Here is a 20,256-nt window from a genome sequence, read left to right as displayed (position 1 = left end):
ACTCCGTGACACAGCACCCATGATAGCGGATTAACTCGCCTTAGGAAACTCTGTTAACAAGACTTGAACTGACTTTGAAAGACCCTCAGGGTCAAGTATAGCACTTGCCTCATCATGCTCTTTCAACTTTCTCTTTGCCGAGCCATACCACACAGCTTCACGCTTTTCTCGATCAAAAACATCAATCGCAATGCCGGCATGCAACACGGTGACTTTCGTCACTTCACCAACATCTCCGTCTTGATAGTTACTCATCCAACGCGCATTCTCTGAGAAATAATTAGGAAATTTCTCAAACTCTGTTTTCTCATTTGCGCCTACAGAGAACAAGACGACAAGATCAGCGTTTGTTCTCTCTTCGGTGAAGCGATAGCCTTTGGTCTCAAGCTCTTTTTTGATGCTTTCCATTACCTTGGCACTCATTTGTGGACTAGGCTGGAAATCGCCATTGATAAACATTGGGTCATCTTTAACCCAAGAAAACGTAGTATAGTTCTGCACAGCTTGCTTCGATTCCGTATTCACCATAAGCGCGGGCTCGACAGCACAAGCCGCCAAAGCCATTACGGTACCGAGTGTTAAAAGTGTTTTAGTGATTAAGTTTTTCGTTGTGTTCACGTTCATATCAATCCTTAATATGTTGCCCTAAAACTGAAAAAAGGAAGTAAGGGCTGTTACTTCCTCATCGACTATAGCAGTGCTTTTTAAACTGTACAAATATTACACAGGAATTATTTTTCGATAATACTACCGATTTCGAGTACGGGCGATGCATCGACATCTTGCGCTCCCATCATCGTGGCAATACGCTGAAGCGTAGCAACCATTTGACTTTGCTCCCATTCTTCCATGCTATTAAAACTATTTGTAAAGTGCTCTTGGAAAGGCAATGGTGCGGTTTCAAGGGCTTTCTCACCTTCCTGAGTTAAAAATACACCGACTTTACGTTTGTCTTCTGTACTGCGTATCCTTTCCACTAAATTACGGGCTTCCATTCTGTCTAACACACTCGTCACTGTGGCAGAACTGAGATTAATGTCATCGGCAATTTCGCGGACCATTACCCCTTTTTGTTTACCCACTTTTTGTAATATGAGCAGTTGAGGGCCAGTCAGGCCAACTTCTTTGCTCAACTGTCGAGAGCGAATATCAATCGCTCTGATGATTTTTCTTAGCGCGACTAGCAACTCTTCATCTTTTTTCATAATAAACCTTTCACAGGCGCTTAACGCATTAGGTGGAGAAAATACAAGTGTTTGTGATATTGGTCAACAACATCGTTAATGAGTGCTGTTTTCGACCATCCCATCACGCAATAGTCTTGCCCACCCTCACCTAAGTGCACTTCTGCGCGATAATATTCGCTGTCGATTTCGGTGTCGCCCTCATCATCATTCGCAAACTCAGGTTGCAGATGACGCTTAGGACGAATTTCGTAGCTGAAACCCTGCGCTTCGCCTTGTTCCACATAAAAGCGTATGCCTTGTTCTGTTTGTTCGACTTCAGCGGCAATATCCAACGCTTTCAATTCCTCCTTCACTGATTCAAAGGATGGAAGCCCTACTTCGGTAATAAACTTCGATACACGTTGCTTGCTCGGAAAGTCAACAATGCTTTTCAATCGTTCCTTCCAACTCTCCTGATTACCGCTACTTTGCATCAGTGACGGAGCAATGAGCAAACTGTCGCGCTTGTAAGCTTCTATGCGAAGTGCTTTCACTAGGCCTAGCATCGCGATTAGGAGCACAACTGCAAAAGGTAAAGCACTGGCAATTGTCATCGTTTGAAGTGCGCTTATTCCATCCGAAAGCAACAGCACCGCGGCAATAATACCTACCCCAGCAGTCCAATAAACACGCTGCCAAAGTGGTGTATTGTTATTTCCATGACTACATAACATATCGATGACCATTGCACCGGAATCACAGGACGTAACAAAAAAGACAACGATCATAAGGACCGCGATTACAGATAAAACACTAGACCAAGGGAACTGTTCTAAGAATAAAAATAAGGCAACCGGCGTATTGTCGTTCGCTAAAGTGCCAAGCATTTCATTGCCTTGGTTTAACACCATATCGATAGCGCTGTTACCAAATATCGTCATCCAGATTAATGTAAACACGGTAGGCACAAGCATTACGCCCAGAATAAACTCTCTGATTGTACGTCCACGAGAAATACGTGCTATGAACAAGCCAACGAACGGCGCCCAAGCTAACCACCACCCCCAATAGAAAATAGTCCAGCCACCAATCCAATCTGTTTTTTGGTAGGCAAACAAATTGAAGGTATTGCGTACGATGTCAGATAAATAAGCACCGGTGTTCTGCATCATTGCCTTTAGTAGAAAGACAGTTGGACCTAATATTAATACGAGAAAGAGTAAGCCAACCGCGAGCATCATGTTCAATTCAGAAAGGCGCTTGATGCCTTTATCAAGACCACTACCCACCGAGAGAATAGCAATAAAGGTAATGCCGCAAATGAGCATAACTTGCATGCTAGAGGTAGCTGAGAAGCCAAATAAATATTCGAGTCCTGCACTGATCTGCAACACACCTAAACCAAGCGAAGTAGCGACACCAAATAAAGTACCGATAACCGCGAAGATATCCACGGCGTTGCCTCGCCAGCCGTAAATCTTATCACCGATTAGCGGATACAGTGCTGAACGTAAAGTTAAAGGGAGCTCGTGTCTAAAACTAAAGTAAGCAAGGATAAGCGCAACGATGGCATAGATAGCCCAAGCATGAAGGCCCCAGTGAAAAAAGGTGGTTTTCATTGCTTCCTTTGCCGCCTCAATAGAGCCTGTCTCGACAGTCGGTGGCGACAAGTAGTGCATTAATGGTTCCGCAACACCATAAAACATCAAGCCTATGCCCATACCCGCAGCGAATAGCATAGATAGCCAACTGACATAGGAGTAATCGGGTGTAGCATGGTCGGGCCCTAGTTTTATATCGCTGTAACGGGACAGCCCGAGATAAAGCGTGAATATGAGAATAATCGCAACAACAAAGACATAGAACCAACTGCCGTTTTCTACAATCGTTGCTTGTAAGGCAGCGAAAAACCCTGCAGAGATTTCAGGAAGCACTAAGGTAAATGCTAGCAGGCCAATGACTAATACCGACGCGGGATAGAAGACCGCGCTATTCAACTTGCCTTTAAGTACATCTTTATTCACTCATTACCCCTTTATTTCTATGAACGCCTAGCATATTACATTGCGTTGAATTAGACACTCTTATTCTACAGAAAGCTGTTACTTAGTGCACTATCAAAAAGCCGGAATAGGCCTCGAGCCAGCATACAAGGTTAAATTTGCCTATTTAATGTGGTACGATGTGGTTGAAATACATTCATGCCTAATAAATAGCACACTAATAATTAAGGTGAACTTATTAGGCATGAAGTGCATAAAAACCACAGTCAACGGAAATCAAGTAGGGGACACCATTGAAAATTAACAAGCTAAGCTACGCTATTATCACGGCATTAAGTGCATCATCGCTAGCAATGGCGCAAGATGCGACTGAAGTAAAAGAAGGCCCAAAGATCGAGACAATTGAAGTCACAGCAACAAAACGAACTGAATCTATTCAAGACGTACCTGTGACAGTAAGTGCACTCAGTGGACAAGCGCTCGAGAATCTTGGGGTGGATAACTTCCAAGACTATGTCGAATTTTTACCTAACGTTGTATTCCAAGGCACAGGTCCTGGCCAAAACGAAATTTATATTCGTGGTGCTGCAACCTCTCAAACGAACATTGCCGTTTCGACTGTGCAAGCCTTACAACCGTCTGTCGCTTTTTACTTAGACGAGCAGCCAGTATCAATGCAAGGTCGAAACCTTGATATTTATGCTGCTGACGTTGCTCGAGTGGAAGTGTTACCTGGGCCTCAAGGTACCTTATTTGGTGCTAGCTCTCAGTCTGGTACCGTGCGCATGATCACAAACAAGCCAAACTTCAATGGCTTTTCTGGTGGCGTAGACCTTGGCGCAAGCTTCACTAAAGATGGTGAAATGAGCAATTCAGTAGAAGCCTTCATGAACTTCACTTTACGTGATGATTTAGCGGTACGTGTTACTGCATATAATGACAATCAAGGCGGTTGGATCGATAACATCCGAAACGAGCCAGGCGAAGGCGGCTACATTGGCAGCGCTATTGTTATTGACCGTATTTCTGGTGGGGTTCTTCCAGATGCATCTCAAGCGTCCGTCGTATCACCGAATAACGATGCACTTGTTGAGAAAGATTCAAATGATGCTATTTACTCAGGTGTACGTGTTGGCGTAGCGCATGAAATTAATGCTGACTGGGACTTACTTGTCCAGCATACACAACAACAACTTGATACAGAGGGCGTATTCGCATATGACCCTAACCTTGAAGGTACGCAGTCTGTAAACCGTTTCCAAGCGGACAAAAACAGCGATACTTTCGGACTAACAACTTGGACACTAAGCGGCCGTTTAGCCGAGCTTGAAGTGGTTTATACCGGCGGGTTCTTAGACCGTGACATCGCATCAACTGTCGATTACACCGGTTACACTAACGGTGGTTTATTTGCTGCATACTACGTGTGTAACCACTACACCGCAGCAACACCAGCAGACGTTGAGTGTTTAGACCCAACTAAATTCTATAAAGAAGATACGGATACTTCTCGCGTTACTCACGAATTCAGAGTTAACACAGATGCATCTAAAGACTGGCGCATCACAGCTGGTGTGTTTTATGACTCACAAGAGCTAAGCACCGTTGGCCAGTTCAAAATTGCCAATACTGAACTTTTCCCTAACCTAGCCAGAACAACAGTCGGTCAGGAAGGTATCAATAGTGACGGTGGTCCATTCAATTCTGAAGTTAGCTTCGTAAACGATGTCACTCATGGAATCGACCAAATTGCTTTATTCGGTCAAGCAGAATATGACATTACAGATACCGTAACGGTCAGCCTTGGCGCGCGTTGGTACGAAATTGAAGACGAATATAAGGGCTCTACCTCAACGGTTGACGTCACTCGTCGAATTCGTGCATTTGGTTCCTTAGACCCAGCTGAGTTAGCAGCTGTAGGCGAAGATCCAGCTGCTATAGATGCCGCGATCGCCAGTGGTCAACTTGATGTATCGCTATTGGATGATGATGGCGTGCTTACCGTAGATGATGTCATTTACAAAGCATCCATTGATTGGAAACCGAATGACGATTTACTCGTATTTGCAACTTACAGTGAAGGTTTCAGACCACCGGTAACAAACCGTGTTGGTGGTGGCTTAGCGACAAACCAATCAGGCGCTTTTGATGGCTTCAGAATTCCAGTCTATTCAACGACAGATACTCTGAAAAACTACGAAATTGGTATGAAAGGTGACTTCTTAGACGGCATCCTGCGTGTAAACGCAACGGCATATATGTCTGAAATAACGGACCTTCAGACTTCACGTTTCGACCCGACAAACATCAGCTTCTTGGTATTTACCGATAATGTCGGTGATGCCGAAATACAAGGTATTGATGGTGACATTACGTGGTTAGCGACCGATAACTTGGTTATTGATGCCTCTTTCAGTATTTTAGATACAGAACTGACTCGTATCAATGCGGAACTAGATGGCATTGCACCACCTGTTGGCGCAGCACTACCTTACTCAGCTGATTTCTCTGGTAACTTACGTGCGCGTTACTTCTACGAAATGGACAATGGCTTGACTGGCTTTGTTAATGGCTCACTGGTTTATACGGGTGACCGTTTGGCGGGCATGTCGATGGACGCTTATGTATTAGAAGACACTACCCGCTTAGTTTATGGTGTTGGCAGTGGCTTGAGCATCGAAAATGAAGCACCAGTATACGACGGCGTCGGTTATACCGATACCAACGGCAACTTGTTTGCTGGCGGACGTTACATCCAAGATGGTTACACACTAGCAAACGTTGCTTTCGGTGTGACTAATGATGAATGGAAGGCTGAAATCTACATCGACAACCTGTTTGATGAGCGCGCTGTATTGCACATCGATAATCAGCAGTTTACGCCGAAAGTAGTGACTAACCGTCCTCGCACCATTGGTTTCAGACTGTCTTACGACTTCTATTAAAAGTAGAAAGTAAGCACAGTAGCAAGACCCTAAGAAAGCCCCAAGTTGGGGCTTTTTTATGTTAAATTATCGAATAAAATAAGTATTATTGAAGAACCTATGTCTCAAAGCCCACCAAGTGCCCATCTAATTGCAGAAAAACTAAAAGCGATACAAACCTTTGTACAACAAGGCGTGTTCTCAAAAGTAGAAGCTGAAGTTAATGCTCTATTAGCCTTAGATATCGACACAGATAGCCGCACAATGGCGCATTACTTACTCGCGGTCAGCCTACGTTTGCAACAAGCACATACAAAAGCTATCGAGACATTGCACCAACTACTCGTCATTAATGCAGAACATGCACGAGCTCATCAAGAGCTCGCTTATAACTATCGAGCAATGGGTGAACAACAGCAGGCAAGTGTCCATTTTTACAAGGCCACTAAACTTAACCCAGCCTTATTGTCTGCGTGGCAGGCCTTGTTACCCGTGTATCAAGAGAATGGACAATCAGAAGCATTGCGCCTTTGCCAACAGCAAATAGGTAAACTAAGCCGTTTACCCAAACCAATTTTGGCTGCAAGCGATCTACTTTATGACGGGAAAGTGTTGGAGGCAGATGCCTTATGCCGACAATTCTTACAAACCAATAAGCACTCACTTGATGCTTTATTATTACTGGCTGAAATTGCCCTGCGCTTGAAAGCGATACCAGAAGCTGAATTCGTACTAGAGACTTGCTGCGAATTAGCACCGGATAACTTAGAAGCCAAATACGAGCTATTTAAGATTTATAGTAAACTTGGCAAGTTTTCGAAAGCGCTCGAACTCACAGAAGCTTTATGCAGCAAAGACACAGAGAATGTTTTCTATCAAGTAGCTAAAGCGACTGCATTAGTTGGTGTAGGTCAATTAAAAGAGGCTATCAATGTGTACCTCGCACTGATAGAACGCGGACGCGCTGAAGCCAATGTTTATCTTTTGTTGGGCCACGCATACAAAACTCAGGGTGACATTGCCCTATCTATTTCTGCTTATCAAAACGCTTATCAACAACAGCGCTTTTGTGGCGACGCTTATTGGAGTTTAGCCAACACCAAAACCTATCGCTTTGCCGAAGACGAAGTTGCTTCGATGCTGGCAGGTACACACGATCCAGAACTCGCTGTAAAGGAGAAAGTTCACTTACATTTTGCTTTGGGTAAATATTATGAAGATGAAGAGCAGTTCGACAAGTCTTTCTTTCATTATGAACAAGGAAACGCATTACAAAGTAGCACCTTGTCATATTCCAGTGAGAAGCATACTCAGTTTGTCCAAACCCAGATAAACACCTTCACCCCAGATTTAGTTGAGCAGCGGCACGAGATAGGCTGCAGCGATGGTGCACCGATCTTCATTGTCGGCATGCCCCGTGCTGGCTCTACGCTATTGGAACAGATACTGGCTTCGCATTCTCAAGTCGATGGCACGATGGAACTACACGAAATATTGGGTTTAGCCGCAACCCTGAGTAAAAAGCAAGGAAACAAGCCAAGCTATCCACTGAATTTGAAGCAGATCCCAAACGATCTATTTGCGAAATTTGGTCAAAAATTTATAGAAGAAACCAAAGTCTACCGTCAGGGCGCGGCTTACTTTATTGATAAAATGCCAAACAACTATATGCATATTGGTCTAATAAAGATGATATTGCCAAATGCAAAGATAATTGACGCTCGCAGAGAACCCATGGCTTGCTGCTTTAGTGGCTTTAAGCAATTGTTTGGCGAAGGACAGGAATTTTCCTACTCACTTGATGACATTGGTCAGTATTATCAAAACTACGAACGTTTAATGGCTCATTGGGACGCCTTATTTCCCGATGAAATTTTATTAGTGCGACATGAAGAAGTCGTGGCCGATACTGAAAACCAAGTGCGTCGTATTCTCGATTTCTGCGGTTTACCGTTTGAGCAAGCATGTCTCGACTTCCATAAAAACAAGCGCGCGGTGAAAACGCCCAGCGCTCAGCAAGTTCGACAGCCAATCTACACCTCAGGACTGGAACAATGGAGACACTTCGAACCCTACTTAGGTAGCTTGAAAGCCCGCTTTTCGAAATAAAAAAACGCCGATATTACTATCGGCGTTTTGGTGTAGCTTATATTTTGTTGTCGATGATAAAGCGCTTTACGCCATAGCAGCTTGCAGCTTTTTCATCGCGTTCTTTTCGATTTGGCGAACACGCTCCGCTGACACATCGTACTCATCTGCCAAATCTTGCAAAGTCATTTTGTCGTCAGCTAACCAACGAGTTTCGATGATATGCTGACTACGTGCATCCAATGTTTTAATAGCAGAATACAGTTTGGTTGACGCTGTTTTGTCATGATCTGTGTTAATAACTTCCATTTCAACGTCTGTTGATTTGTCTTCTAAGTATTGCGCCGGCGCAAAAGCAGTTGAGTCATCATCATCGTTAGTCAGGTCGAAGGCTGCATCTTGGCTGCTCATACGAGCCTCCATCTGCAATACTTCCTTTGTGCTTACACCTAACTCATCAGCCACTTTTTGCACTTCGTCATGAGTAAACCAACCCAAGCGTTTTTTCGCTTTGCGTAGGTTAAAGAATAATTTTCTTTGCGCTTTTGTTGTTGCGACTTTCACGATACGCCAGTTTTTCAATACGAATTCGTGAATTTCAGCTTTGATCCAATGCACTGCAAATGAAACCAGACGCACGCCCACATTTGGGTCGAATCTTTTCACTGCTTTCATCAAGCCGATATTACCCTCTTGAATAAGGTCTGCTTGTGGCAAGCCGTAACCAGCATATGATTTCGCGACATGAACAACAAAACGCAGGTGAGACATAACAAGCTTACGCGCAGCTTCAAGGTCACCTTCATCAAATAAACGTGTTGCTAACGACTTCTCTTCGTCAGCAGTTAGCATATTAATACCGCTCACCGCCTGAATGTAGCTTTCGATACTGCCACTTTGCGGGACGCTTAACGCCAATGATTGCATTTTTGTACTCATTATTACCTCGTTACTTCATTCTTAGTGTGAACATATCCTCGTGAACATACGCTTTCGGTATTTCGTCCACACAAGAGCAATTGTGATGCCTTTGCTGCGTTTTACAGCCGATACATTTATAGTCCATCTATATAATAGACACTCAATTAGAACGGAAGTTCGATTAAAACATTTCAGTAAATATAAGGCTTCTTGCTCAGAACTCAAGCCCTAAGACCCTTTATTTTCCGATTTTCTCTAGATTTTTTTTATTTAGATGAAAACACTATTGTATTATATGGTAAATTCCAAAAACGATCATATTTTTATGTAAAAAATTTGATTAATATCATTTATCACAAAGTTTATAATTTGAGCACTTTTGAATGTTTGCATATGTAGCACGACAAGCCATTTATAACGTCGAAAAACGTGTATTTGCGTACGAATTACTGTTCAGGGATGGCGACAGTAATTGTTTTCCAGACATGTCTCCAGATGAAGCTACGAGTAACATGATTGCGACCAGTCACTTATCGATTGGTATTGAAGATATTACCTTTAATAAACCCGCTTTTATCAATTTCCACCGCGATACTCTTTTGTATCGTTTCCCATCAACACTTGACCCTCTGAGTGTGGTGATTGAAATCGTTGAAACTGTAGAGGTCAACGATGAGTTAGTGCAAGCATGTAAACATATTCGTAATTTAGGCTATCAATTGGCATTAGACGACTATGACTTTGGTTCGCGATGGGATGTATTTTTGCCTTTCGTTGATTACATCAAAGTTGAAGTAGAGGAAATTGAGAAGCAAGGCCCTGCTGCCGTTGCCAAAATTCAACAATTGAACAGTCATGGCATCAAAATAATTGCTGAAAAAGTAGAAACCCACGAACAGTTTGAACGCTTCAAAGATATGGGTGTGAAACTTTTCCAAGGTTATTTCCTAGCACGTCCTGAAATGATCAGACATCGCGACCTTAACGCCTCTTTGCACTCGGTAACAGAATTAGTAAGCTTAAGTAACTCACCCAATTTTGACGTGAAAGAAGTGACTAAAGTAATAGAGCGAGATGTGGGCTTAGCATACAAACTAATGCGCTTTGTAAACAATCCTCTGATCAACAAGCGCCAAAAGATTGAATCCTTGCAGCATGCCCTGAACTACATGGGTCACATTGAAATTAAAAAGTTTATCGCGCTTCTGGCCTTAGCTAATCTACGCGGTGAGAAACCTGGAGAGTTGCTCATCCAGTCATTGGTTAGAGCGCGCTTCTGCTCACTGATGTCAGTTGAATTAGAACTACCAGAAAATCCACCGAGTAGCTTTATATTGGGCCTCTTTTCCATGTTGGATGCGTTATTGGATCAACCGATGGAATCCTTAGTACAGAAACTGCCCGTCGGTGCTGAACTTCAAGATGCGCTTTGTCATAAAAACAAAGACTCTAACATGGGCCTCCAACTAAGAGCTTGCTACGCGTTCGAAGAGGCAAACTGGGATGAGATAGATTATATCGCAGCTGAATTTGAGCTAACCGGCGAGCGCTTGTATACACTGTATTACGAGGCAATGCATTGGGCACAAAATATGAGCACATCGCTAATTTAAACGACAAACAAGGAACGTAGTATGTTTGCATTCATCGCCAGACAACCCATTTTAGATAAGGAGCAGGACCTATTCGCTTATGAACTCCTGTTTCGCGATGGTGCAAGCGGTGCTTACCCTCTTCATGAACCGAAGAAGGCTGAGCTGATTACCGAGCGTTTTTCAACGCTGGGGATAGATGATATTTCTGGTAATCAAAAAGCATTCATCAACTTCTTACCTGAAACTATTATCAATCGCTTTCCAGAAGAACTGTCTGCCGACAATGTGGTTGTTGAGTTAACTCAAAATCCAGCGATAAATACTAGCTTGATGAATGCTTGTGAACATCTAAAGCAACAAGGCTACAAATTAGCCTTGAGTGACGATAAACTCGAATCGACGATCCTCACGCCTTATCCTTACATTGATATCGTGAAGGTCGACATCACCAAAATTAAGCCTGAATGGTTAGAGCAACATATACCAACCCTTGCGGCTTCAGGGATTCAGCTAGTTGCTGAGCAAGTTGCTTCCTTAGATCAATTTGCAATGTGTCGTGATCTTGGTTTTGACTACTTTCAAGGCTATTTTTTCACTCAACCTGATACAAAATCTGCTAAGGCATTGCCTGCATCTAAACTCACCATGCTTGAGCTGATGTCACAAAGCGCGCAGCCCGAATTCGACTTAGAATCCGTCGCGAGTATTATTGAACGTGACGCTGCTTTATCTTATCTGTTATTGCGTTTTATCAATAATCCAATGGTAAACAAACGTTTAAAAATAACATCTCTACGCCATGCATTAACGTACTTGGGCGAAGTCGAGGTGAAGAAATTCATCGCACTACTATCTCTTGCAAGCTTGAACGACTCTAAGCCACTCGAGCTTTTACAAGTCTCCTTAGTGAGAGCGAAGTTCTGTGAGCTGTTCGAAGAAAAGAAAAACGGTAAAGATAAGTCCATGTCAGCCTTCATTGTTGGCTTGTTCTCTCTTCTGGATACCATCCTAGACTCTGAAATGCCGGTAATCTTAGAAAAACTGCCAGTATCGAAAGGTATAAAACAAGCATTGCTGGGTGAAGCGTGTACTTTTACCGACTATCTCAGCACAGCAAAAGCCTTTGAAAGCGGCTTGTGGGGGATCGTCATCTCTCAATCAGAAAGCTTGGATATCTCTCAAAAAGATTTGCATGAAATATTCAATAGAGCGATTAAATGGAGCAACGAAATGCGACAAGCGCTGTCTGATTTCTTCCCCAGAGCGACGCCCAACGGCAAGCAATAAGGCCATCAATCACTATCTGATAGATTTCAAGGTAGATACAGCTTATATACCTTGTAAATACCGATTGCTTTGCTGTGCCTTGCAGGACTATCTACCTAGGCTCTATATCTTTCACATGCCGTTGAACAGACAATATTGAACCTGCTAAACCGAGTCCCACCGACATCATTAGCATGATTAACAGTGTACTCAAATCCATTGCGGTAATATTAAAATCGACCTGATACTTTTCCATAAAAGCATCCATACTGAAATCAACCCAAAGCAGAATAAACAGTACCGTGACCCAAGCCATGATCCCGCCGAGTAAGCCGAACCAAAAACCCGTATAAAGAAATGGTCGTTGAATAAACGCATCGGTAGCACCAACAAGCTTCATCACTACAATTTCATCTTTCTTGTTCAGAATATTTAAACGAATGGTGTTACCAATAATCAATACTACCGCGAAAAAGAGGAGCACGGCGAGCAGGGTAACTAAATCCTTGGCTATGTTGATTAGCGCATACAAGCGCTCTAACCATTCAATATCTAACTTCCCTATTTCGACTTCTCGTTCTTTACGTAGTTTATCTAGCAAAATACCGGCCGCTGTTGGGCTAGCATGCTTACTGGTCGGCACCACTAATACAACCGCAGGTAAAGGGTTCTCTTCCAGGTAATTTAGTGCATCACCAAAGCCAGAGAGTAGCTGAAATTCTTCCAAGGCCTTATCTGCTGGGATATAGGCTACCTCAGATATTTCAGGCCACAGGCGCAATCGTTTAAGCAACTGTTGTGCATCTGCATTCGACACCCCCTTTTCCAAAAACAAGGATATTTCAGATGCTTGTTGCCATTGCTCACTGATTTGTTCGGTGTTTTTCACAATGACGTATAAGGTACTCGGCAGTGTTATACTGAAACCCAAGACACCAATCGTCATCAAAGAAGCAAAAGGTGATCGCCATAGCTCACCTAAGCTATTAACAGCTTGTCTAGCATGATCCGTAAAGAACATAAAAATTGACTGAAAAAAGCCGACTCTTACGGATTCTGCGCCTTGTGCGCGGCCTTTGAATAATAAGCTCATCGATAGTTCCCCTCATCTGAGGAATCTGTTAAGCCATCTGTGATCATTTGTCCATTTTTTAGTGTGAGTGTGCGATATTTCATTCGCGCAATCAGGCCAAGGTCATGGGTTGCTATAAAAACCGATACTCCGGCTTGGTTGAAGTCTTCAAACAAGCGAATAATTTCCATAGACAATTTAGGATCTAAATTACCCGTTGGCTCATCTGCGAGCAACAGTGGCGGTCGATTCACAATCGCTCGAGCTATGCCTACGCGTTGTTGCTCACCACCAGAAAGCGTAATAGGTAAATTGCGGGCTTTGTCACGTAGACCCACCATTTCGAGGGCAGCATCGACGCGCTTGGCAATGTTTTTACGCGTGTGCCCTTCAATGACTAATGGCAAGGAAACGTTGTCATAGACGCTCTTGTCCATTAGTAGCTGATGACTTTGAAAGATCATGCCGATGTCACGGCGAATGTAGGCTATTTGCTTGCGTTTGATTGAACCTAAGTCATGGCCGTTAATCAGCACGCGCCCAACGGTTGGACGCTCCATGATACTGATCAGTTTCAGGAGCGTACTTTTCCCCGCGCCAGAATGGCCCGTTAAAAAGGCCATTTCGCCCTGTTCGACATGGAAATCTACCTTGCGAAGCGCTTGCTGGCCTCCTGGGTAGGTTTTGCTTACCTGCTCAAACTTGATCAACCTTACATCCTTTTCATTCTGATCGACTACATCGGTTCTAGCTTAATCCACTGTTGCTTCTGTGGCTACATCTTGGCTGAATAAAGCATCAACAAACTGCTGAGCTTCAAACGGTTTCAAATCGTCTATGCCTTCACCAATGCCGATATAACGGATTGGGATACCAAATTGGTCCGCTAATGAGAAAATAATACCACCTTTTGCTGTACCGTCTAACTTTGTTAGATTAATACCAGTGATACCTACAGCGTCATTAAAGATTTTAGTCTGGCTTACCGCGTTTTGGCCTGTACTGGCATCCAGCGTGAGCATGATCTCATGAGGTGCGTTCGGGTTGATTTTTTTCATCACCCTGACCACTTTTTTCAACTCTTCGATTAAGTTATCTTTGTTTTGTAAGCGACCGGCCGTATCTGCAATCAGCACGTCAGCTCCTTTAGCCTTGGCTGACGCCAAAGCATCAAATATGACAGAAGCGCTATCAGACCCGGTTTGCTGAGCAACAACGGGGATATCATTACGTTCACCCCATACCTGCAACTGCTCAACAGCTGCAGCTCTAAAGGTGTCACCCGCAGCTAGCATGACTTTTTTGCCTTGGTTTTGGAACTGCTTAGCAAGCTTACCAATTGTGGTCGTCTTGCCCACACCATTAACACCCACCATCAAAATAACAAAAGGCTCTTTCTCACCATTTTCATTTATATTATTGTCGAGATTGAGAGGGCTGGAGACCGGCTCCAATAAATCACGCATTTGCTGCTTAAGCAGATCGTACAAGGCTTCGCCGTCTTTCAACTGAGACAGTTTTGCGCTTTCAGTTAGCTTATTGATGATTTTACTTGTGGTCGTCATTCCCACATCAGCAATCAATAACTGTGTTTCTAACTCTTCGTATAGCTCGTCGTCAATTTTCTTGCCAGCAAACAAAGAGATAAAACCGGTTCCAATGCTCTCCTTGGTGCGCGACAAGCTGTCTCTTAAACGGCTGAAAAAACCTTTCGATGCTGGTTTTTCTTGTGTAGCTTCTGACTTTGTCGGCTCTTGCGCTGGTTCTGTTTCACTCGCAGCAGGGAGATGAGGATCTACAGGATTGAGTGTTTCAGACTCAACAAGCTCGGTGTTGTCTACAGGCTCAACATTGCTGTCTTCTAATTCTGTATTCTGTGCAGGCCTGAAGCTAGTATCTTCAAGTGTCTCAGCCGCGTCGGTATCAGTTGTGATAGCCTTATCTTCAATGGCCTCGCTTTCAGTCGATTTCGAGTCACTTTTTGATTGGTCTTTCTTAAACCAGTTAAACAAATTTGCCATGTTGTTCAAAAAATCCTTAACAGCAGATTGGTAGATTCAGATATAATCCCGTAATCCCCCAATACTAACACTTTCAGGCCACATGACGCGAGTAAGAAAAAAGGTAAATTCCAGTACAGGTAATATTCGAATCATCGGTGGCGAACACCGCGGTCGAAAACTACCTGTATTGAACCTAGAGGGCTTGCGCCCTACTACGGATAGAATGAAAGAAACCGTGTTCAATTGGTTAATGCTCGACGTAAGAAATGCAAAGTGTATTGACTGTTTTGCGGGTGCTGGCTCATTAGGGTTTGAAGCATTGTCACGTGGGGCAAGTCATGTGCAATTTATTGAGTTAGATAAGCCTGCTGCACAGCAATTATCAAAGAATGCTTCTCTGCTGCGTATTGACGCTGAAAGTGCGACAGTTCAGCAGGGTAATGCATTGCAGGTACTAGAAACACTCAAGGAAGCTGCTGATTTGATATTCATCGACCCGCCGTTTCACAAAGGCCTAGTGCAAAGCTGTGTGGATATGATTCAATCGAAAGGCTTAGTCAAAGCAGGTAGCAAAATATACATCGAACGAGAAAATAACAGTCAGTCACTGCACGTTCCCGACAATTGGCAGCAAATTAAACACAAATCGACTCAACAAGTGAGTGCTGAATTATACCAAGTCGTTTAGATAGCAATGCCAATGTTTGACATTCCCTGAGCTTTCATCTCGGCACGCAATTGTTTGAAGTCAAGTGCGCGGTTGTTACACATGGCCAACACTTCTAATTGGGTTTCAATCTCGAACTGCATCAGCGGATCGGCTTTGACCTCTTGATTACTTAAATCGGTTTCAGAAAGCGCCAGTAAATAAGCTTCGACGCCGCCTTGGCTCAGCTTGGCGACCATCACAGCACCATTCGGCTCTTCATCACTTATCAATTGAAGTGTGGCAGCTGCTGCCATACAGAAATCAAGTGCAGGGTAGACGCCAAAATTATCGAAGTTTTCCACATCTGGCGTAATTTCTTCTAGCTTTTCCAACTGCACTGCGATGTTGATTTTTGCTTTGGGTGCAGTCAACCATTCCCAAACTAAATTCACCACCTTTTCAGCAAATTCAGCATCGCCAAACTCTGCAAGTTCACAAAACAATTGATAGTTCGGTAACATTCTTTGCAGCATGGCTGCAGAAAAACCAACAGCTGGCTTCTTCGATAAATCTCGCACTTGTTGGAAAGTACTTAGCTTTTCGCTCATATTCGCTTCTCTAATTTTTGTTTAATTGTCGCGTTAAATAGCAGCACTTAGCTGCGACTGAAAATATACACCGATGCCGTTTAGTAGCATTTGAATTGCAATCATGACGAGTATCATTCCCATGAGTCTTTCAACGGCATTTAAGCCTTTTTCACCCAACAAGCGATGAAAGGTTGAAGACATCGATAAAATAATAGCGCTGATCAGCCAAGCCGCAAACAAAGCAATACTCCACTCTGTCATTTTGTTCGGCTCTTGATTTGCTAGCAGAATCAGCGCAGCCATCGTAGAAGGTCCCGCTATCATAGGAATAGCTAGTGGCACGATAAATGGCTCTTCACCAGCAGGCATGCCCATGATGCCGCCCGGTTTAGGGAATATCATTTTTATGGCAATAATGAACAAAATAATACCGCCAGCAATACTCACGGTCTCTTGCTCTATTTTTAAAAAGTCGAGCAGGGCTTGCCCACTATGCAAAAATACCATCAGGATGATGAGTGCGAAAATGAGCTCTCGAATAATCACTATTCGGCGTCTTTTCGGGTCGATCGTTTTTAATACCGACATATAAATCGGTAAGTTACCCAATGGATCCATGATCAGGAATAACATCGTGGCCGCTGAGAGTATTTCGATCACACCTTTGCTCCTTGAAAAAAAGCGCAATTATGCGCTATTTGGGCCGAGATTGGCAGTAAAAAGCAATAATTTATACCTTGGAATTTATCTACACACCTATAAGAAAGGTTTTTCCCGAGCAGTTTCACCACAAACTGTTATGATGAATTTATTAAGATATTCGTCGCAACTGTCGTTAACCTTTCAAGCAAGGGTTTAGCTTTGTAGCAGCAGCGAGTCCGAACTGAAGTTTCAATAATACAATTGGAGGAAACATGGCATTAATGACGGTAAGTGAAGTCGCAGAGTTTTTAGCGGTACAAGAAGTGAGAGTGGAACGCTTGGAAAGAGAAAGTTTGTTACTTTCTAAAGATAAAGATGATGCTGGCAATCCATTGTTTGATCGAACCGATGTCGAAAAATACAAAGAACTAGCAGAGCGTTTAGGCGGAATCTAAGTTTCCTTCGCCCCTGCTAGTCCCCCTTCCATCTATGCGCTCTATGCCAAAAAGCATATGCGCACCTGAGTGAATGGCTATTTTAGTAACTGAGCTGCAATCGTTCTAATACCAATAGCACTTGCACCATTTGGCATAATTTCAGTCCCATTACGATTGTAAGCCGCGGCTAAATCTATGTGTACCCAACCTTTGCCATCGTCGGCAACAAAGCGTGATAAGAAACCCGCTGCATTTGAAGCACCACCAGCACCACCACCTTTCATCGGTCTACTGTTTGCCGTTTCCGCGAAAGGAGACGGGCATTGCTCTTGGTGCCATGGCATAAGAGGCAGTGGCCAATGAGGTTCATTCATTTCCACAGCACTTGCTAGCACTTCCTGTTGGAACGCTGTGTCTAAACTGAATACTGCATTAAACTCTTTACCAACAGCCATAATTGCCGCGCCAGTTAAGGTTGCTGCATCTATAATTTTTTTCGCTCCCGACTCAGTGGCGGCCATCAAACCATCTGCGAGCACGAGTCTGCCCTCTGCGTCCGTGTTGACAATTTCTACCGTCACACCATTTTTATACGTGATCACATCCCCTAATTTATATGCATGATCACTAATCAAATTTTCGGCGCAACATAAAAATAGTTTGGTGCGTTTTTCCAATCCTTTCATAATTGCTAAGCCAAGTGCCCCAGTGACGGTAGCAGCACCACCCATATCGCACTTCATGTCCAACATTCCTTCACTTGACTTTATGCTATAGCCACCACTATCGAACGTAATTCCTTTTCCAACTAAAGCAAATTCAACATCTGCGTTTGCGTCACCCGTTGGATTGAAATCTAATTCAAGCAAAACAGGTGGTCGGCAACTACCACGCCCAACCTCGTAAATGCCTTGCCAACCAGCTGCAATCAATTCTTCGCCTTTGATCATTTTCGTACTCACGAAGTCAGGTGCAATTGATTCGATCCAAGATGCAGCAGCAACAGCCAACACTTCTGGACTTAAGTCCTCTGGAGTTTCATTCACCAACTTTCGAGTGAATTGCAAGGCTTCAAAACGAATAGCAAGGTCAATGGCATGTTCATCGTCTGCCCATTGAATATCGCCGCGGAAGCCCGCACCACAAAAACTCATTACAAATGCCCATTGCTGCTCAGAATCCCACTGGCCAACAAAAGCCAGGTTTTTTACTCCTAGACCGGCCACTTTACGAGCAGATTTTTGAATATCACGTAAGTGCAATGCTTCGGAGGGTAAATGCAGGACAGCCCCCTTTTCGTTAAAAGAAAGCTTGGTTTGTTCGCCCCAAATTGCATCGGCGCTTTGCGTACTCAGTGATACCTGAAAATTTGACATTATATCTCCAACAAGGTTTGATGATAGCGGTCTCTCATCGACCGATTTGCTTTATATCGCTTATATGGTGATGAGTGTAACAAATATAAAGCGTCGCCCAAAAAATTAAGAAAAATAAAAAGAATAATAAGTTGATTACATTCACAAGTTCATTAATTGAAGCCACTTTGCTTAAGCGTTATAAGCGTTTCTTAGCCGACGTCGTATTGCCCAATGGTGATTCCCTCACCGTACATTGCCCAAACACTGGCGCCATGACAGGCTGCGCTGAGCCAGGTTGGCGAGTTTACTTAAGCCAGTCGGACAATCCAAAACGCAAATATGCGCATACCTGGGAGCTTGCTAAGAATCATCGTCAAGAATGGATTGGCATCAATACCAATAACGCAAATAAGGTGGTCAAAGCAGCACTTCAGAACCGACATATTATTGAACTCGCCGAATACAACTCGATTCACCCTGAATATAAAGTGGGTGATAGCCGGATTGATTTTTTCTTACAAGGTGACGGCATGCCTGATTGCTATGTCGAAGTAAAGTCAGTCAGCTTATGCAGTGAAGGTGGAATGGGCTTTTTCCCCGATGCTGTCACAAAAAGGGGTACCAAACACGCAAATGAATTAGCAGAATTAGCCAGGCAAGGTCACAAGGCTGTGCTATTGTTTTGTGTGCAGCATAGCGGGATTAATTCGGTGCAAATTGCACAGCATATTGACCCCAAATATGCTGAAGCGGTGAGAAAAGCACAAGAAGCAGGCGTTTTATTATTATCGTATAAATGTAATTTTTCTATTGAAAATATGAGCTTAGCCGACGCACTACCAATTGTTGATTAAAAAAAGATTGATTTTTGTGTAAAAATCACCATATTACCGTCCTCAGTTTGAAAAGTGGACTACACAATTTTTAGAATTTGGTGCTACTAATAGCATTAAATGATTGATAAGACATTTCGTTGCAATGTGATTTGCCAGCACTGTTTAGGCAAAAGGATACAAAATGTCGAAGTTTAGGAGAAATGGCAGATGCCAACAGGAAAATCATTAGGGTTACTTGCGTTAGCTGATGTTCAGCCATACCAAGAAAAACCGGACGAAGAATACATGAACGACGAGCAAATGAATCATTTTAGATTGATTCTGAAAGCTTGGCGTAACCAACTTCGGCAAGAAGTCGACCGTACTGTACACCACATGCAAGATGAAGCTGCAAACTTCCCTGATCCAGTAGATAGAGCGGCTCAAGAAGAAGAATTTAGCTTGGAGCTACGTGCCCGTGACAGAGAACGTAAGCTTATCAAAAAAATCGAGAAAACCTTGAAGCGCATTGAAGAAGATGATTTCGGCTTCTGCGATTCATGCGGTATCGAAATTGGTATTCGCCGGTTAGAAGCTCGACCTACTGCCGATATGTGCATAGACTGCAAAACCATGGCTGAAATTAAAGAGAAGCAATTACAAGGTTAAATCCTGTGGTTGTTTGTTCGTATATGATTAACCGCAATGGCTTTGCTATTGCGGTTTT

Annotated in this window: 18 protein-coding genes; 8 read left to right on the top strand and 10 right to left on the bottom strand. The window is 43.4% G+C overall.

The genetic code is table 11. The annotated features are described in order from the left end of the window. Positions 1–30: 30 nt before the first annotated feature. The 3 genes from RM544_RS07620 to RM544_RS07610 all read right to left on the bottom strand — a co-directional run bounded on the left by RM544_RS07620 (position 31) and on the right by RM544_RS07610 (position 3,190). On the bottom strand, positions 31–624 hold the full coding sequence (locus tag RM544_RS07620; protein WP_311361165.1) for a DUF4136 domain-containing protein: 594 nt from the start codon (positions 622–624) through the stop codon (positions 31–33). A gap of 107 nt (positions 625–731) precedes the next feature. Then, positions 732–1,205 (bottom strand): MarR family winged helix-turn-helix transcriptional regulator, encoded by a 474-nt coding sequence (locus tag RM544_RS07615; protein WP_311361164.1) that lies wholly within the window; start codon positions 1,203–1,205, stop codon positions 732–734. A 20-nt stretch (positions 1,206–1,225) separates the two neighbouring features. Beyond that, positions 1,226–3,190, bottom strand: a complete 1,965-nt coding sequence (locus RM544_RS07610) for a BCCT family transporter (RefSeq protein ID WP_311361163.1) — start codon at positions 3,188–3,190, stop codon at positions 1,226–1,228. Positions 3,191–3,462: 272 nt separating this feature from the next. Here RM544_RS07610 and RM544_RS07605 point away from each other — a divergent pair, with 272 nt between their 5' ends. Together RM544_RS07605 and RM544_RS07600 are read left to right on the top strand one after the other, a co-directional pair. After that, positions 3,463–6,114 carry a TonB-dependent receptor gene (locus RM544_RS07605; RefSeq protein WP_311361162.1) on the top strand — a complete coding sequence of 884 codons (2,652 nt, stop codon included), beginning with the start codon at positions 3,463–3,465 and terminating at the stop codon, positions 6,112–6,114. Between the two features lie 99 nt (positions 6,115–6,213). Then, the gene (locus RM544_RS07600) at positions 6,214–8,202 is read left to right on the top strand and encodes a tetratricopeptide repeat-containing sulfotransferase family protein (protein WP_311361161.1); all 1,989 of its coding nucleotides are present in this window, start codon (positions 6,214–6,216) and stop codon (positions 8,200–8,202) included. 66 nt (positions 8,203–8,268) lie between these two features. Here RM544_RS07600 and rpoH read toward each other — a convergent pair whose 3' ends face one another. Further along, positions 8,269–9,120 carry an RNA polymerase sigma factor RpoH gene (gene rpoH / locus RM544_RS07595; RefSeq protein WP_311361160.1) on the bottom strand — a complete coding sequence of 284 codons (852 nt, stop codon included), beginning with the start codon at positions 9,118–9,120 and terminating at the stop codon, positions 8,269–8,271. Positions 9,121–9,485: 365 nt separating this feature from the next. Between rpoH and RM544_RS07590 the strand changes: the two genes are divergently transcribed. Together RM544_RS07590 and RM544_RS07585 are read left to right on the top strand one after the other, a co-directional pair. Further along, a complete protein-coding gene (locus RM544_RS07590) occupies positions 9,486–10,715 on the top strand; it encodes an EAL and HDOD domain-containing protein (RefSeq protein WP_311361159.1) in 1,230 nt (409 codons plus the stop codon). A 21-nt stretch (positions 10,716–10,736) separates the two neighbouring features. Next, positions 10,737–11,984 carry an EAL and HDOD domain-containing protein gene (locus RM544_RS07585; protein ID WP_311361158.1) on the top strand — a complete coding sequence of 416 codons (1,248 nt, stop codon included), beginning with the start codon at positions 10,737–10,739 and terminating at the stop codon, positions 11,982–11,984. A 91-nt stretch (positions 11,985–12,075) separates the two neighbouring features. Here RM544_RS07585 and ftsX read toward each other — a convergent pair whose 3' ends face one another. From ftsX to ftsY, 3 genes are read right to left on the bottom strand one after another with little or no spacing between them, the layout of a single operon-like run. Next, on the bottom strand, positions 12,076–13,056 hold the full coding sequence (gene ftsX, locus RM544_RS07580) for a permease-like cell division protein FtsX (protein WP_311361157.1): 981 nt from the start codon (positions 13,054–13,056) through the stop codon (positions 12,076–12,078). Continuing rightward, complete coding sequence (gene ftsE, locus RM544_RS07575) at positions 13,053–13,745, bottom strand: cell division ATP-binding protein FtsE (protein WP_311361156.1); 693 nt, start codon at positions 13,743–13,745, stop codon at positions 13,053–13,055. Before ftsE ends, ftsX begins: the two co-directional genes overlap by 4 nt. Before the next feature lie 42 nt (positions 13,746–13,787). Next, positions 13,788–15,056, bottom strand: coding sequence for a signal recognition particle-docking protein FtsY (ftsY, locus tag RM544_RS07570; RefSeq protein WP_311361155.1), 1,269 nt, complete (start codon positions 15,054–15,056; stop codon positions 13,788–13,790). 82 nt (positions 15,057–15,138) lie between these two features. Here ftsY and rsmD point away from each other — a divergent pair, with 82 nt between their 5' ends. Beyond that, entirely contained in the window at positions 15,139–15,726 is a 588-nt protein-coding gene (gene rsmD, locus RM544_RS07565; RefSeq protein ID WP_311361154.1) for a 16S rRNA (guanine(966)-N(2))-methyltransferase RsmD, read from the top strand. Here rsmD and RM544_RS07560 read toward each other — a convergent pair. Beyond that, positions 15,723–16,295, bottom strand: coding sequence for a YjaG family protein (locus RM544_RS07560; protein ID WP_311361153.1), 573 nt, complete (start codon positions 16,293–16,295; stop codon positions 15,723–15,725). The genes rsmD and RM544_RS07560 overlap by 4 nt on opposite strands. A 33-nt stretch (positions 16,296–16,328) precedes the next feature. Next, entirely contained in the window at positions 16,329–16,934 is a 606-nt protein-coding gene (locus RM544_RS07555) for a YhgN family NAAT transporter (RefSeq protein ID WP_311361358.1), read from the bottom strand. Positions 16,935–17,191: 257 nt separating this feature from the next. Here RM544_RS07555 and RM544_RS07550 point away from each other — a divergent pair, with 257 nt between their 5' ends. Next, entirely contained in the window at positions 17,192–17,374 is a 183-nt protein-coding gene (locus RM544_RS07550) for a helix-turn-helix domain-containing protein (protein WP_311361152.1), read from the top strand. A 77-nt stretch (positions 17,375–17,451) separates the two neighbouring features. Here RM544_RS07550 and pepB read toward each other — a convergent pair whose 3' ends face one another. Next, positions 17,452–18,732 carry an aminopeptidase PepB gene (gene pepB, locus RM544_RS07545; RefSeq protein ID WP_311361151.1) on the bottom strand — a complete coding sequence of 427 codons (1,281 nt, stop codon included), beginning with the start codon at positions 18,730–18,732 and terminating at the stop codon, positions 17,452–17,454. 134 nt (positions 18,733–18,866) lie between these two features. Between pepB and sfsA the strand changes: the two genes are divergently transcribed. Beyond that, complete coding sequence (sfsA, locus tag RM544_RS07540; RefSeq protein WP_311361357.1) at positions 18,867–19,568, top strand: DNA/RNA nuclease SfsA; 702 nt, start codon at positions 18,867–18,869, stop codon at positions 19,566–19,568. A 189-nt stretch (positions 19,569–19,757) separates the two neighbouring features. Next, entirely contained in the window at positions 19,758–20,198 is a 441-nt protein-coding gene (dksA, locus tag RM544_RS07535) for an RNA polymerase-binding protein DksA (RefSeq protein WP_311361150.1), read from the top strand. The last annotated feature ends 58 nt before the right edge of the window (positions 20,199–20,256 follow it).

Source organism: Brumicola blandensis, from assembly GCF_031846165.1.
Lineage (GTDB): Bacteria > Pseudomonadota > Gammaproteobacteria > Enterobacterales > Alteromonadaceae > Glaciecola > Glaciecola blandensis.
The sequence above is the reverse complement of the archived record's forward strand: the minus strand, read 5'-3'. Positions and strand labels throughout refer to the sequence as shown.

Excerpts from the sequence above, each read along its gene's own strand:
- RM544_RS07615 (WP_311361164.1), bottom strand. The coding sequence starts at position 1,205 with ATGAAAAAAGATGAAGAGTTGCTAGTCGCGCTAAGAAAAATCATCAGA.
- ftsY (WP_311361155.1), bottom strand. The coding sequence starts at position 15,056 with ATGGCAAATTTGTTTAACTGGTTTAAGAAAGACCAATCAAAAAGTGAC.
- RM544_RS07620 (WP_311361165.1), bottom strand. The coding sequence starts at position 624 with ATGAACGTGAACACAACGAAAAACTTAATCACTAAAACACTTTTAACA.
- RM544_RS07600 (WP_311361161.1), top strand. The coding sequence starts at position 6,214 with ATGTCTCAAAGCCCACCAAGTGCCCATCTAATTGCAGAAAAACTAAAA.
- RM544_RS07590 (WP_311361159.1), top strand. The coding sequence starts at position 9,486 with ATGTTTGCATATGTAGCACGACAAGCCATTTATAACGTCGAAAAACGT.
- rsmD (WP_311361154.1), top strand. The coding sequence starts at position 15,139 with ATGACGCGAGTAAGAAAAAAGGTAAATTCCAGTACAGGTAATATTCGA.
- dksA (WP_311361150.1), top strand. The coding sequence starts at position 19,758 with ATGCCAACAGGAAAATCATTAGGGTTACTTGCGTTAGCTGATGTTCAG.
- rpoH (WP_311361160.1), bottom strand. The coding sequence starts at position 9,120 with ATGAGTACAAAAATGCAATCATTGGCGTTAAGCGTCCCGCAAAGTGGC.
- ftsX (WP_311361157.1), bottom strand. The coding sequence starts at position 13,056 with ATGAGCTTATTATTCAAAGGCCGCGCACAAGGCGCAGAATCCGTAAGA.
- RM544_RS07550 (WP_311361152.1), top strand. The coding sequence starts at position 17,192 with ATGGCATTAATGACGGTAAGTGAAGTCGCAGAGTTTTTAGCGGTACAA.
- RM544_RS07560 (WP_311361153.1), bottom strand. The coding sequence starts at position 16,295 with ATGAGCGAAAAGCTAAGTACTTTCCAACAAGTGCGAGATTTATCGAAG.
- RM544_RS07585 (WP_311361158.1), top strand. The coding sequence starts at position 10,737 with ATGTTTGCATTCATCGCCAGACAACCCATTTTAGATAAGGAGCAGGAC.
- pepB (WP_311361151.1), bottom strand. The coding sequence starts at position 18,732 with ATGTCAAATTTTCAGGTATCACTGAGTACGCAAAGCGCCGATGCAATT.